This is a genomic window from Streptomyces calvus (genome assembly GCF_006782915.1).
Taxonomy (GTDB): domain Bacteria; phylum Actinomycetota; class Actinomycetes; order Streptomycetales; family Streptomycetaceae; genus Streptomyces; species Streptomyces calvus.
Window position 1 is genome coordinate 114,415 of sequence record NZ_VCNP01000055.1, and the last position, 12,441, is coordinate 126,855.

At 72.8% G+C, this 12,441-nt stretch carries 13 protein-coding genes and 1 tRNA gene; 5 read left to right on the plus strand and 9 right to left on the minus strand.

Annotated features, from left to right (window positions below):
* Positions 1–156: 156 nt before the first annotated feature.
* Genes FGW31_RS27980 through FGW31_RS27990 form a run of 3 tightly spaced genes read right to left on the minus strand, consistent with a single transcriptional unit; the run spans position 157 to position 1,504 of the window.
* Positions 157–492 (minus strand): DUF202 domain-containing protein, encoded by a 336-nt coding sequence (locus tag FGW31_RS27980; protein ID WP_142196328.1) that lies wholly within the window; start codon positions 490–492, stop codon positions 157–159.
* Complete coding sequence (locus FGW31_RS27985) at positions 489–881, minus strand: YidH family protein (RefSeq protein WP_142196329.1); 393 nt, start codon at positions 879–881, stop codon at positions 489–491. The genes FGW31_RS27980 and FGW31_RS27985 overlap by 4 nt, the downstream gene beginning before the upstream one ends.
* On the minus strand, positions 878–1,504 hold the full coding sequence (locus FGW31_RS27990; protein WP_142196330.1) for an NUDIX hydrolase: 627 nt from the start codon (positions 1,502–1,504) through the stop codon (positions 878–880). Before FGW31_RS27990 ends, FGW31_RS27985 begins: the two co-directional genes overlap by 4 nt.
* A gap of 362 nt (positions 1,505–1,866) precedes the next feature.
* Between FGW31_RS27990 and FGW31_RS27995 the strand changes: the two genes are divergently transcribed.
* Together FGW31_RS27995 and FGW31_RS28000 are read left to right on the plus strand one after the other, a co-directional pair.
* On the plus strand, positions 1,867–2,817 hold the full coding sequence (locus FGW31_RS27995) for a hypothetical protein (protein ID WP_142196331.1): 951 nt from the start codon (positions 1,867–1,869) through the stop codon (positions 2,815–2,817).
* A gap of 51 nt (positions 2,818–2,868) precedes the next feature.
* Positions 2,869–4,410 (plus strand): APC family permease, encoded by a 1,542-nt coding sequence (locus FGW31_RS28000; protein WP_142196332.1) that lies wholly within the window; start codon positions 2,869–2,871, stop codon positions 4,408–4,410.
* 817 nt (positions 4,411–5,227) lie between these two features.
* On the opposite strand, the gene FGW31_RS28005 is transcribed toward FGW31_RS28000, so the two are convergent.
* From FGW31_RS28005 to FGW31_RS28020, 4 genes are all read right to left on the minus strand, one after another.
* Positions 5,228–6,253 (minus strand): L-idonate 5-dehydrogenase, encoded by a 1,026-nt coding sequence (locus FGW31_RS28005; RefSeq protein ID WP_161174345.1) that lies wholly within the window; start codon positions 6,251–6,253, stop codon positions 5,228–5,230.
* Positions 6,254–6,267: 14 nt separating this feature from the next.
* On the minus strand, positions 6,268–7,029 hold the full coding sequence (locus FGW31_RS28010; protein WP_142196334.1) for an SDR family oxidoreductase: 762 nt from the start codon (positions 7,027–7,029) through the stop codon (positions 6,268–6,270).
* Positions 7,030–7,039: 10 nt separating this feature from the next.
* Positions 7,040–8,437, minus strand: a complete 1,398-nt coding sequence (locus FGW31_RS28015; RefSeq protein WP_142196335.1) for a GntP family permease — start codon at positions 8,435–8,437, stop codon at positions 7,040–7,042.
* A 145-nt stretch (positions 8,438–8,582) separates the two neighbouring features.
* Entirely contained in the window at positions 8,583–9,101 is a 519-nt protein-coding gene (locus FGW31_RS28020; protein ID WP_142196336.1) for a gluconokinase, read from the minus strand.
* Positions 9,102–9,237: 136 nt separating this feature from the next.
* Between FGW31_RS28020 and FGW31_RS28025 the strand changes: the two genes are divergently transcribed.
* Positions 9,238–9,939 (plus strand): FadR/GntR family transcriptional regulator, encoded by a 702-nt coding sequence (locus tag FGW31_RS28025; protein WP_142196337.1) that lies wholly within the window; start codon positions 9,238–9,240, stop codon positions 9,937–9,939.
* Positions 9,940–9,944: 5 nt separating this feature from the next.
* Here FGW31_RS28025 and FGW31_RS28030 read toward each other — a convergent pair whose 3' ends face one another.
* Together FGW31_RS28030 and FGW31_RS28035 are read right to left on the minus strand one after the other, a co-directional pair.
* Entirely contained in the window at positions 9,945–10,319 is a 375-nt protein-coding gene (locus FGW31_RS28030) for a YchJ family protein (RefSeq protein ID WP_142196338.1), read from the minus strand.
* Between the two features lie 64 nt (positions 10,320–10,383).
* Positions 10,384–10,468: transfer RNA gene (locus tag FGW31_RS28035), tRNA-Leu, on the minus strand.
* A 207-nt stretch (positions 10,469–10,675) separates the two neighbouring features.
* On the opposite strand from FGW31_RS28035, the gene FGW31_RS28040 reads away from it, so the two are divergent.
* Together FGW31_RS28040 and chpH are read left to right on the plus strand one after the other, a co-directional pair.
* Entirely contained in the window at positions 10,676–12,001 is a 1,326-nt protein-coding gene (locus FGW31_RS28040; protein WP_142196339.1) for a M20/M25/M40 family metallo-hydrolase, read from the plus strand.
* A gap of 151 nt (positions 12,002–12,152) precedes the next feature.
* Positions 12,153–12,386, plus strand: a complete 234-nt coding sequence (gene chpH, locus FGW31_RS28045; RefSeq protein WP_142196340.1) for a chaplin ChpH — start codon at positions 12,153–12,155, stop codon at positions 12,384–12,386.
* Positions 12,387–12,441 lie beyond the last annotated feature (55 nt).

The window sequence follows — 12,441 nt, forward strand, 5'->3', positions numbered from 1 at the left end:
GGCGGGAGCTGCGCCGCGTCCGTACGGCCGAAGTCGGGTTGCGCGCGCCGGGAACCGGGTTGCGTGCGGCGGGTGTTGGGTGCGTACGTCGGGAGCCGGGTGCGTGCGGCGCGAAGTGGGCCCGTGCCCTCCTGGCCGACCCCGTCCGTCGCATCCTCACCCCTGCCACACCAGCGCCGCCCCGCACACCGCCATCACCACCGTGCACAGCACCGCTCCACCCGCGTACCCCGGAACCGGGGCACCCGGCGCCACCGCCGCCGCCAGGTCCCGGATCCGCCGGTGCGCGATCCGCAGGAACACCAGCCAGCAGGCGCAGCACACCGCGCACGCCACCACCCCGGCCACCGTCCCCCCGCCCGCCAGCGCCGCCTTCGCGGCGAGCACGGCCACCACCGTCGTCGACAGCGTCGTACGCCGCCACGCGAGCCGGGTCCGCTCCGGCTGGAGCCCGGGATCCCGTGCCGGTGCCCCGGCCGCCGGCCCGCTCACCCCTCCCACCCGACGAGCACCACGACGACCATCACCAGCGCCACCACCGCGACGACGACGCTCAGCAGCGCAGGGAACCGCGACTCCGGCAGGTCCTCGCCGCGCCGCATGGCCCGCTCGCAGCGCACCCAGTGATTGACCGCGCGCAGGGCGCACAGGGCGCCGGCGGCGAGCAGCGCCAGCGCCAGTCCCACCCGCCAGCCCCAGCGCAGGTCCGGCAGGAACTGGTCGACGGCGAAGCCGCCGCCGATCAGTGCGAGCGCGGTGCGCAGCCAGGCGAGGAACGTCCGCTCGTTCGCCAGCGAGAACCGGTAGTCGGGCGTCGCGCCCTCCCGCCGTACCTCCTCCGGCGCGAACCACAGCCGGAGCGTGCGCACGAAGCCGCTCACCCCGCGCTCCCCGAGCCCGCTCCGGTCCCGCCGGTCCCGCCGGTCCCGCCGGTCCCGCCGGTCCCGCCGTCCCCTGTGACCCCGCCGTCTCCCGAGTCCCCGGACGGCCCCGCCGTGCCGGCCCGGTGCGCCCTGAGCCGCTCGTACGCCGCCAGCCCGTCCGGGGTCCAGTCCCACTCGCCCAGGCGCCGCTCCAGCTCGGCCTCCGGCAGGAAGTCGTACCAGGCGACCTCCTCGGCCTGCGGCCGTACCGGCCGTTCCCAGCGGACCTCGTACACCGCCGACCACCAGCTGAGGCCGGAGCCGTCGTCGTAGCAGAACGTGAAGAGGTGCTCCGGGTGGGGCAGCCCGGTCACGCCCAGTTCCTCCTCGGCCTCCCGCAGGGCCGCCTCGTCGTAGCTCTCGCCCGCGCCGACGACTCCGCCGACGAACATGTCGTAGCGGGACGGGAAGACCAGTTTGGTCGGCGTGCGCCGGTGGACGAAGATCCGGCCCTCGCCGTCCCGGACGAGGATGAACGCGCAGCGGTGGCGCAGCCGGCGTGCGTAGGCCTCGCCGCGCGGGGACTGCCCGACCACCCGGTCGTTCTCGTCGACGATGTCGATGATCTCGTCAGCACTCATACGGCCATCCAAGCAGGGGAGCGCGCCCCGCCCGCTGAGGGCGACGGCCCCGCGGGCGACGACCGCCGCTGCTTCTTCCGGTGCGCCGCGGCTCCTCGCGGTGTGTGCCGCGCGTCCGCCTGCCGACCGGGAAGGGCGGCGGCTTCGGCGCGTCATCGGACGGACGTTTCGGCCCCGGCGTCACAAGTCGCCCGTTTGTCAATCCGGTTGACGCGAGTAACGCACCGTATGCCCTTGACGTGATCCGTTGGCTGACGGTTTGCTGTGAGTGACCAGCTCATGCCAAATCGGCAGTCGACCACTGCGTACCGATCACGTCATGAGCGGAACCACAAAGAAGAGCGCGTGAGGAAGTTCCCGCGGTGTCCCCACCCCCGCCTCCCCTCGGCCGTGGCCGCAAACGCGCGGCACAGGCCTTCGACGAGGCTCTCGACGACGCCGAACTCGTCGCCGCACGGAGCGCGCTGGCCCAGGGCCGCTGGCAGAACGCCCGTTCCCTGCTGGTCCAGACGGGAGACGACTGGGACCGCCGGGGCCACCGGATCACCGTGCTCGCCCGGGAGTCGTACTGCGCCGCCTGGGCCCGGGAGTGGCTGCTCGCCGAACCCGACTCCTCCGACGCCTCCGTGCTGCTCGCCCTCGCCCAGGTGCGGCGCGCGCTGCGCGGCAAGGAGAAGACCGCCCGCGCCCGCGAGGCCTGCCACACCGCGGCCGAACGCGTGCCCACCGACCCGACCCCCTGGCTCGGGCTGCTCCTGCTGGAGTGCGCGCAGGGGACCGACGGGGACGTGGTCCGCCTCTTCGAGCAGGTGCGCAGCCGGTACGCGGACCACCACCACGCCCACCACCTGGTGGTCGCCTGGCTCGCGGAGCGCCGCGTCGAGGCGGGCCCCGACCCGCTGCACGAGGTGTACGACTTCGCCAACTGGGCCGCCGAACAGGCGCCCGCCGACTCGCCGCTGGCGGTCCTGCCGGTCATCGCGCACGCCGAGCGCTTCCGCACCCTGGCCGCCGCCGGGCACGAGCCCGCCGACCCGGTCGCCTCGGGCCACTGGGTCGGCCGCCGCGCCCGGCAGGTGATGAAGGCGGCCTTCGACTGGTGGCTGGAGTGGGAGCACGAGGGCCATCCGCGCCGCCTGGTCGACCTGAACTTCCTCGCCCACGCCAAGGTCTGCGAGGGGCGGGGCGCCGAGGCCGCCGCCCTGTTCCACCGGATCGGCGAGCACGCCACCGCGGCGCCCTGGTCCTACCCCGACCGTGACGCCCGCACCGCCTTCCGCACCGCCCGAGCCGCCGCCCTGGGCACGGCCTGACCCCAGCCCCCACCCCCCCGCATCCACGCAACCGACCCAAGGATTCTCGAGATGACGACGGACAGTTCGAGCACCAGCAGAGCCACAGCCGGCGGCATCAGCACCTTCAAGGGCCAGGAGCGCGCCCTGCGCGCCGACCGCCTCGGCACGGGGGGCCTGCTGCTGTCCGTCCTCGCCGCGACCGCGCCCCTCATGGTCGTCGCGGGTGTCATGCCCACCACATTCGCGGTGATGGGCATCGTCGGCCAGCCGCTGCTCTTCGTCGTCCTCGGCATCGTGCTGGTGCTGTTCAGCCTCGGCTACGCCGAGATGAGCCGGCACGTCCACAACGCCGGTGCCTTCTACGCCTACATCTCCCGCGGCCTCGGCGGCACCGCCGGCGCGGGCGCCGCCCTGGTCGCGCTCGTCGCCTACAACGCCCTGCAGATCGGCATCTACGGCATCTTCGGCTTCGAGGTCTCCGGCCTGTTCGCCACCTACGCGGACATCGAGATCGCCTGGTGGATCCCGGCGCTCGCGGCCGTCCTCGCCGTCGGCTCGCTGGGCTGGCTCAAGATCGACGTCAACGCGCGCGTGCTCGGTGTCCTGCTGGTCATCGAGGTGCTGCTGGTCGTCGTCTTCGACATCGCCGCCGTCGCCGACCCCGGCAAGGAGGGCCTGTCGCTGCACGCCTTCAACCCGGACACGCTCTCCGGCGCCGGCGTCGGCACCGCCCTGTGCTTCTGCATCGCCGCCTTCCTCGGCTTCGAGCAGGCCCCCGTGTACGCCGAGGAGACCAGCAGGCCGCACGTCCTGGTACCGCGCGTGATGTTCCTCGCGGTCAGCGGCGTCGCCGTCTTCTTCGCCGTCAGCAGCTGGGCCCTCACCGTGGCCACCGGCCCCTCCGCGATCGTCGGCACCTCCCAGGAGCAGAGCGCCGGCCTGCTGTTCTTCCTCACCGAGGACCGGCTTGGCGGCACCTTCACCGACATCCTGCATATCCTCTTCGTGACCGGCATGTTCGCCGCGATGCTCAGCTTCCACAACGTCGTCGCCCGGTACGCCTTCGCCATGGGCCGCGAGGGCCTGCTGCCCGCCGCCTTCGGCCGCACCACCGGAAGCAGCGGAGCCCCCGGCACCGGCTCGCTGCTCCAGACCGTCATCGCCGCCGTCCTGGTCATCGTCTTCGCGCTCACCGACGACAAGCCGACCGGCGACCCGACCGCGCCCGTGCTGCACCTGTTCACCTGGGGCGGCAACATCGGCGCCCTCGGCGTCATCGTGCTGATGGCCATCGCCTCCCTGTCCGTCGTCGTCTTCTTCGTCCGGCGCGGCGCCGCGGGAGCGCAGGCCTGGCGACTGGTCACCTCCGCACTGGCGGGCATCGCCCTGGTGGTGATCGCCGGCTACACGGTCAAGGACTTCGACGTGCTGGTCGGCGCGGGCCCCGGCTCCTCGCTGAGCTGGATCCTGCCCGGCGTCGTCGGCCTCGCTCTCGTCGTCGGCCTGGTGCAGGGCGCGGTGCTGCGCGCCCGCAACCCCGAGGCACACGCCCGCATCGGGCTCGGCAACGAGGCGTTCCAGCTGGAGAAGGAAGCCGAGCGCACGCCGTAGGAACGGGCGGGCACCTCGCGGGAGCCGGCGCAGCTCGCGGGAGACGCGCCCGCACCGACCCCGTAGGCAGCCGCGCCCCCGGCCGACCGGGGCGCGGCTGCCTATGAGCGGCCTCGGCCTTCCGGCACGGCCCTCACTGGAGCACCGGCGTGGCTCGCCGCACGGGGGCGGCCGGGCCGCGGCGCCGACAGCACCCGTCGGCGCCCCCGCGTCGGGACCGGGGAACGTGCCGGGCCGAGGGTCTGCGCCGGGGCCGGGCCGAGGGTCTGCGCCGGGGCCGGGCGGACGGGCCGGGTCGGGGAGCCGCGCCGGGCCGGGGAACTGCACTGGGGCCGGGCGGACGGGTCGGGTCGGGGAGCCGAGCCGGGCCGAGGGTCTGCGCCGGGCCGAGGAACCGCGCCGGAGCCGGGCGGACGGGCTGGGCCGGGGAGCCGAGCCGGGCCGAGGGTCTGCGCCGGGGCCGGGCGAACGGGCCGGGCCGGGGAGCCGCGCCGGGCCGAGGGACTGCGCCGGGACAGGGCGAACGCGCCGGACCTAGGAACTGCACCGGGCCGAGGGACTGCGCCGGGCCGGGGAACCGCGCCGGAACCGGACGAACGCGCCGGACCGAGGACCGCGCCGGAGCCGGGCGAACGCGCCGGACCGAGGAACTGCGCCGGGCCTGGGAACCGCGCCGGAGCCGGGCGAACGCGCCGGGCCGGGAACCCCGCCGGAACCGGACGAACGCGCCGGCCCCGGAGAGCGCTCCGGCCCCGGAGAACGTGTCGGCCCCGGCGGGTCGGTGGACCCGCCGGGGCCGTGGAAAGGACCGAACGGCTCAGGGACCGAAGTCCAGCAGGACCTTGCAGGACCGGCTCCGGTCCGCGGCGAGCGTGAACGCCGACTCCGCGTCCCGCACCGGGACGACCGCACTGACCAGCCCGTCGAAGGCGGGCTCGGACGCGAGCAGTTCGAGCGCCGCGTCGAACTCGCCGTCGAAGCGGAACGCCCCGCGCAGCTCGATCTCCCGGCTCACCACGAGGTTGCCCGCGAACGGGCTCTGCCCCGGCGGCAGCATCCCCAGCTGCACGACGACCCCGCCCCGCCGCACGCGCCGCAGACACGCGTCCAGCCCGGCGGCCACGCCCGACGCCTCGACCGCCACGTCCACCTCGGCCGGCCACCCCGCGTCCTGCGGGTCGTCGGCGCGCACGAGCGTGTCCGCGCCCGCGACGCGCGCGTACTCCAGCGCCTCCGGCAGCAGGTCCGTCACGGTCACCCGCGCCGCTCCCGCCGCCTTCGCCGCCGCCACGACCAGGCAGCCGATGGGGCCGGCCCCGGTGACCAGCACATGCCGGCCGGCCACCTCCCCGGCCCGCCGCACCGCGTGCAGTGCGACGGACAGCGGCTCGGCGAGCGCCGCCCGGCGCGGTTCCAGCCCGGCGGGAAGCGGCCGCACCTGCTCGGCCGGCACGACGATCCGGGCCGCGAAACCGCCCTGCACATGGGGGAAGCGCGCCGCACTGCCCAGGTACCGCGTGTCCCGGCACACGTTGCGCCGCCCGTCCGCGCACTCCGGGCACACCCCGCACGGCGTCGCCGGGTGCACGGCGACCGCCGTGCCGGCGGCCGGACCCGAGGCCCCGTCACCGTACGAGACGACCGTGCCGACGACCTCGTGCCCGAGCAGCATCGGCTCGCGCAGCCGGAAGTCGCCCACGCCACCGTGCCGCCAGTAGTGCAGGTCGGACCCGCACACGCCGCCGTACCGCACGGCCACCAGCGCCTGCCCGGGCCCGGGAACCGGCGCCGCCAGTTCCTCGACCCGCAGGTCCTCCCGGCCGTGGATCACACAACCCAGCACGCCCGCCGCTCCTTTCACAGCACGCTCGTCATGCCGCCGTCGACGTACAGCACCTGCCCGCCGACGAAGTCGGCCGCGGGGGAGGCCAGGAACAGCACCCCGCCCACCAGGTCCTCGGTGCGGCCCCAGCGCCCGGCGGGCGTACGCCCGCGCACCCAGGCGCTGAACTCCGCGTCCTTCACCAGCGGTTCGGTCAGCTCGGTCTCGATGTAGCCGGGGCCGAGCCCGTTGACCTGCACTCCGTGCGGACCCCAGTCCGCGCACATGCCCTTGGTGAGCATCTTCAGCGCGCCCTTGGTGGCCGCGTAGGGCGCGATGCCGGGGCGGACCACCTCGCTCTGCAGCGAGCAGATGTTGATGATCTTCCCGCGCCCGCGTTCCGTCATCCCCCGGGCGGCCTCCCGGCCGACGAGGAACGCGCTGGTGAGGTTGGTGTCGAGGATGCGGTGCCAGTCGGAGTCGGTGAACTCCAGCAGCGGGGCCCGCAGTTGCATGCCCGCGTTGTTGACGAGGATGTCGAGCGGGCCCACCCGCTCCTCGACATCCGCGATGCCGGCGGCCACCGAGGCACCGTCGGTCACGTCGAACACGGCCGTGTGGACGTCGCCCGGCAGCTCCGCCGCGGCCTTGGCGAGGCGTTCGCCGTCGCGTCCGTTGAGGACCACCCGGCACCCGGCCTCGAGGAGGCCGCGGGCGAGGGCGAGTCCGATTCCCCGGCTGGAGCCGGTCACCAGGGCCGTACGGCCGCTGATGTCGAAGAGAGGATGAGCAGTCATCTCCGCGCCCCTAGAGGATCAGCGAGAGGAGCAGGACCAGGCCGCCGGCGACCACCGAGATGATCGTCTCCATGACCGACCACGTCTTGATGTTCTGGCCGACGCTCAGCCCGAAGTACTCCTTCACCAGCCAGAAACCGGCGTCGTTGACATGGCTGAAGAAGACCGAGCCGGCACCGATGGCGAGGACCAGCAGGGCGGCGTGCGTGGTCGACATGTCGGCCGCGAGCGGCGCGACCAGGCCGGCCGCCGAGATGGTCGCCACGGTCGCCGAACCGGTCGCCAGCCGGATCGCCACCGCGATCAGCCAGCCCAGCAGGATCGCCGGGACGGACCAGTCCTCGGAGATGTCCAGGATCATCTGGCCGACACCGGAGTCGATCAGCGTCTGCTTGAAGCCGCCGCCCGCGCCGACGATCAGCAGGATGCCCGCGATCGGCGCGAGACCCTTCTCGACCAGCTGCGAGACCCGCTCCTTGCTGAACCCGGCCGGCAGGCCCAGCGTGAAGATGCCGACGAGCACCGAGGCGAGCAGGGCGATCATCGGGGAGCCGATGACGTCGAAGACGCGCTGCACGGTGTTCTCGGGATCGTCCACGACGATGTCGACCAGCGCCTTGGCCAGCATCAGCACGACCGGCAGCAGGATCGTCGCCAGCGTCGGGCCGAACCCGGGGCGCTTGTCGAGGTCGTCGGAGGCGCGCTGCGGGATCATCCGGTCGGGGGCCGGGACGTCCACCCAGCGGGCGGCGTAACGGGAGAAGAGCGGACCGGAGACGACCACCGTCGGAATGGCGACGAGCACACCCAGCGCGAGCGTCACGCCGAGGTTGGCCCCGAGCGCGTCGATCGCGACCAGCGGGCCGGGGTGCGGGGGCACCAGGCCGTGCATCACGGACAGACCGGCGAGCGCCGGGATGCCGATGCGCATCAGGGAGTAGTTGCCGCGCTTGGCGACCATCAGCACGACCGGGATCAGCAGGACGACGCCGACCTCGAAGAACAGGGGCAGACCGATCACCGAGGCGATCAGCACCATCGCCCACGGCATCGCGCGGCCGCTCGCCCGGGCGAGGATGGTGTCGACGATCTGGTCGGCGCCGCCCGAGTCGGCCAGCATCTTGCCGAGGATCGCCCCGAGGGCGATGAGCACGCCGACACCGGCGACGGTGGAGCCGAGTCCGGTGCTGAAGCTGGTGATGACCTTGTCCAGCGGTGCGCCCGCGAACGCACCGAGCGCCAGCGACCCGATGGTCAGCGCCAGGAAGGCGTGCAGCTTGAACTTGGTGATGAGCAGGACGATGACGGCGATGCCCGCCAGGACGGCGATGCCCAGCTGAGCGTGGCCGGCCGAAGTGATCGGCTCGGGTACGTCCGCTGCCAGCATCTCGACGCTGAGTCTGGTCACGGTGGATCCCTTGTGGTTCGGGGTGGTACGGGGACGGGGGAAAGCGGGGCGGTGGGGGCGCCCGTTCAGGTGCCGGTTCCGGGAGGTAACCCTCCGGCGTGGGCGTGGGCGTGGGCGTGGGCGTGGGCGTGGGCGTGGGCGGGGGCTAGGCGGTCGGCTCGGGGAGGGCCGCGAGGGCGGTGACCGCCCGCCCGGTGATCTCCTCCGGGCTGCCCGACACGTCCACGGCGACTCCGGTCTCGTCCGGCTCCAGCGGCTGGAGCGTGGCGAACTGGGAGTCGAGCAGGGCCGTGGGCATGAAGTGCCCCTGCCGGTGCGACATCCGGTCCTCGATGAGCGCGCGGTCACCCGTGAGGTGCACGAAGACCACGTCGGGCGCGGCGGCCCGCAGCCGGTCGCGGTACGACCGCTTCAGCGCCGAGCAGCTGACCACGCCGCCGAGACCGGCCCGCCCGCGCGCCCAGTCACCGATCGCGTCCAGCCACGGCAGCCGGTCCTCGTCGGTGAGCGGGACACCGGCCGACATCTTGGCGATGTTGGCCTGCGGGTGGAAGTCGTCGGCCTCCGCGTAGGGGACGCCGAACCGGGCCGCGAGCAGGGGACCGATGGTGGTCTTGCCGGTGCCCGCGACGCCCATGACCACGACGACATGGGGGGTGTTCATCGCTGCCTCACTGTCTGCTGTCTTCGTTGACACGTGATGTCCACGCAACTGAAGCCCATTAGTACGACGTTTTCAAGACCGTGTGACTTATAAGTCTGACTTTTTGTTCGTGTGATCCACCCCGTACGCTGAGTGCATGAGCACAACGGGCCGGGGGCTGCACGGTCGCGTACTGGACATCCTCGGCCCCGAGATCACCGCGGGCGAGTACCCTCCCGGCAGCGTGCTGCGGACCGACGAGCTCGCGCAGCGGTTCGACGTGTCGCGCTCCGTGATGCGCGAAGTGGTCCGCGTGCTGGAGTCCATGCGCCTGGTCGAGTCCCGGCGCCGCGTCGGCGTGACGGTCCTGCCGGCCTGCGAGTGGAACGTCTACGACCCGCAGGTCATCCGCTGGCGCCTGGCCGGTGCGGACCGTCCCCGGCAACTGCGCTCCCTCACCGTGCTCCGCTCGGCGATCGAACCCGCCGCGGCCGGCCTGGCCGCGCGCCACGCCACCGCGCGGCAGTGCGCCGAACTCACCGAGTGCGCCCTCGGCATGGTCGCCCACTCACGCGGTCACCAGCTGGAGGAGTACCTCGTCCACGACGTGGCCTTCCACCGCGTGATCCTGACCGCCTCCGGCAACGAGATGTTCGCCCGCCTCGGCGACGTCGTCGCCGAGGTCCTGGCCGGCCGAACCCACCACGACGTGATGTTCGAGGACCCCGACCCCGCCGCCGTCACCCTGCACGTGCAGGTCGCGGAGGCGGTCCGCGAGCGCGACGCCGCCCGCGCGGAGGAACTCACCCGCCAGATCACCGAGGGCGCCCTCCAGGAACTGGACGTCCTGGCGCCCTAGTCGGGCTACTCCAGGAACTCCCCGTCGACGTACACCCACGCCCCGCCGACCCGCTCGAAGCGGCTGCGCTCGTGCAGCGAGCCGCCCCGGTAGGAGGCCCGGAAGGTCACCGTGCCGGTGGAGTGGAAGGCGGACCCGTCGGTGGTGGCCAGGATCTCCAGCCCGGTCCACCGCAGCCGCGGGTCGAAGTCGATGCGTTCCGGACGGGTCCGGGGGTGCCAGGTCCGCAGCAGGTGACCGGCGTCCTGTCGCACGAAGGCGCAGTACCGCGACCGCATCAGCCGCTCGGTCGTCGGAGCGGCGGCGGCCCCGGAGTGGAACCGGCCGCAGCAGTCGTCGTACGCCTCGGGCAGCCCGCAGGGGCAGGAACGAGCGCTCATGGTCATCCTCCGCGACAACGCCGTGAGGGCCGCGACCTCGCGGTCGCGGCCCTCACGCTTCATGTGTCCGAGGGGGGACTTGAACCCCCACGCCCGATAAAGGGCACTAGCACCTCAAGCTAGCGCGTCTGCCATTCCGCCACCCGGACAAGGTGTCTGTCGCGCGGGTTTCCCCCCGCGGCGACGACGTAAACATTACCAGGTGTTCCGGGGTGGCCGATCACCCCCGGCCCGCAGCGCCGTCGCGTGAACGGCGTGTGACCGGCCGGGCCGGGTCTTGGGGCACGCGCCGCGGAGAGGGAGGATGAGCAGACCCCACCACCGGGGACACCAGCAGGGACAGCGGGAGGAAGCACGTGAGCGATACGGACACGGCCAGGAGCGTCACCGGTGAGGACGAGGTCGTGGACCTCTGCCGCGAGCTGATCCGGATCGACACCAGCAACTACGGCGACCACTCGGGGCCCGGCGAGCGCAAGGCCGCCGAGTACGTCGCCGAGAAGCTCGCCGAGGTGGGCCTGGAACCGCAGATCTTCGAGTCGCACCCGGGACGCGCCTCCACGGTGGCCCGGATCGAGGGCGAGGACCCCTCGCGGCCCGCGCTGCTGATCCACGGCCACACCGACGTCGTTCCGGCCAACGCGGACGACTGGACCCACCACCCCTTCTCCGGCGAGATCGCCGACGGATGCGTCTGGGGACGCGGCGCCGTCGACATGAAGGACATGGACGCGATGACCCTCGCGGTCGTCCGTGACCGGCTGCGCAGCGGGCGCAAGCCCCCGCGCGACATCGTCCTGGCCTTCCTCGCGGACGAGGAGGCCGGCGGCACGTACGGCGCCAAGCACCTGGTGCACAAGCACCCGGAGCTGTTCGAGGGCGTCACCGAGGCGATCGGCGAGGTCGGCGGCTTCTCCTTCACCGTCAACGAGAAGCTGCGGCTCTACCTCGTCGAGACCGCCGAGAAGGGCATGCACTGGATGCGGCTCACCGTCGACGGCACGGCCGGGCACGGCTCCATGACCAACGACGACAACGCGATCACCGAGCTGTGCGAGGCGGTCGCCCGGCTCGGCCGGCACACGTGGCCGGTCCGCGTCACCAAGACCGTACGGGCCTTCCTGGACGAGCTCTCCGACGCGCTCGGCACCGAGCTCGACCCGGAGAACATGGACGAGACGCTCGCCAAGCTCGGCGGGATCGCCCGCATGATCGGCACCACGCTGCGCAACTCGGCCGCGCCCACCATGCTCGGCGCCGGCTACAAGGTCAACGTCATCCCGGGCCAGGCCACCGCGCACGTCGACGGCCGCTTCCTGCCCGGCTACGAGGAGGAGTTCCTGGCCGACCTCGACCGGATCCTCGGCCCCCGGGTGAAGCGGGAGGACGTGCACGCGGACAAGGCCCTGGAGACCGACTTCGACGGCCGGCTCGTGGACGCCATGCAGAGCGCGCTGCGCGCCGAGGACCCGATCGCGCGCGCCGTGCCGTACATGCTCTCCGGCGGCACCGACGCCAAGTCCTTCGACGACCTCGGCATCCGCTGCTTCGGCTTCGCGCCGCTGAAGCTGCCGCCGGAGCTGGACTTCGCCGGCATGTTCCACGGCGTCGACGAGCGGGTGCCGGTGGACGGTCTGAAGTTCGGCGTGCGGGTGCTCGACCGGTTCCTCGACGCGTCCTGAGACGGCCACCCGATAACCCAACAATCGGTCAGGCGTGCGGAGTTGACCGGGAAGAGTGAATCCGACGATAAGCTCGTAGCCTCAATGCTCCCTCCTCGTTACCCGTGATGTGATCCGCGACTTTGGATCGCTTTGCCAACAAGGAGGAATAATGATCAAGAAGGTCGTCGCTGTCGCGGCTGCCACCGGTGGGCTGGTCCTCGCGGGCGCGGGTATGGCTTCCGCCCACTCGGGTGCCCAGGGTGCCGCCGTGCACTCCCCGGGTGTCGTTTCCGGCAACGTCGTTCAGGTCCCGGTGCACATCCCGGTGAACGTCTGCGGCAACACGGTCTCCGTGATCGGGCTGCTGAACCCCGCCTTCGGCAACACCTGCATCAACAAGTGACGTTGTGCCCCGCCCCTTAGGGCAAGCCCTCTGAGGGTCTGAGCCCGTCGGCCCC

Excerpts from the sequence above, each read along its gene's own strand:
- FGW31_RS28025 (WP_142196337.1), top strand. The coding sequence starts at position 9,238 with ATGAGCACAACGGGCCGGGGGCTGCACGGTCGCGTACTGGACATCCTC.
- FGW31_RS27990 (WP_142196330.1), bottom strand. The coding sequence starts at position 1,504 with ATGAGTGCTGACGAGATCATCGACATCGTCGACGAGAACGACCGGGTG.
- FGW31_RS28010 (WP_142196334.1), bottom strand. The coding sequence starts at position 7,029 with ATGACTGCTCATCCTCTCTTCGACATCAGCGGCCGTACGGCCCTGGTG.
- FGW31_RS28030 (WP_142196338.1), bottom strand. The coding sequence starts at position 10,319 with ATGAGCGCTCGTTCCTGCCCCTGCGGGCTGCCCGAGGCGTACGACGAC.
- FGW31_RS28020 (WP_142196336.1), bottom strand. The coding sequence starts at position 9,101 with ATGAACACCCCCCATGTCGTCGTGGTCATGGGCGTCGCGGGCACCGGC.
- chpH (WP_142196340.1), top strand. The coding sequence starts at position 12,153 with ATGATCAAGAAGGTCGTCGCTGTCGCGGCTGCCACCGGTGGGCTGGTC.
- FGW31_RS28000 (WP_142196332.1), top strand. The coding sequence starts at position 2,869 with ATGACGACGGACAGTTCGAGCACCAGCAGAGCCACAGCCGGCGGCATC.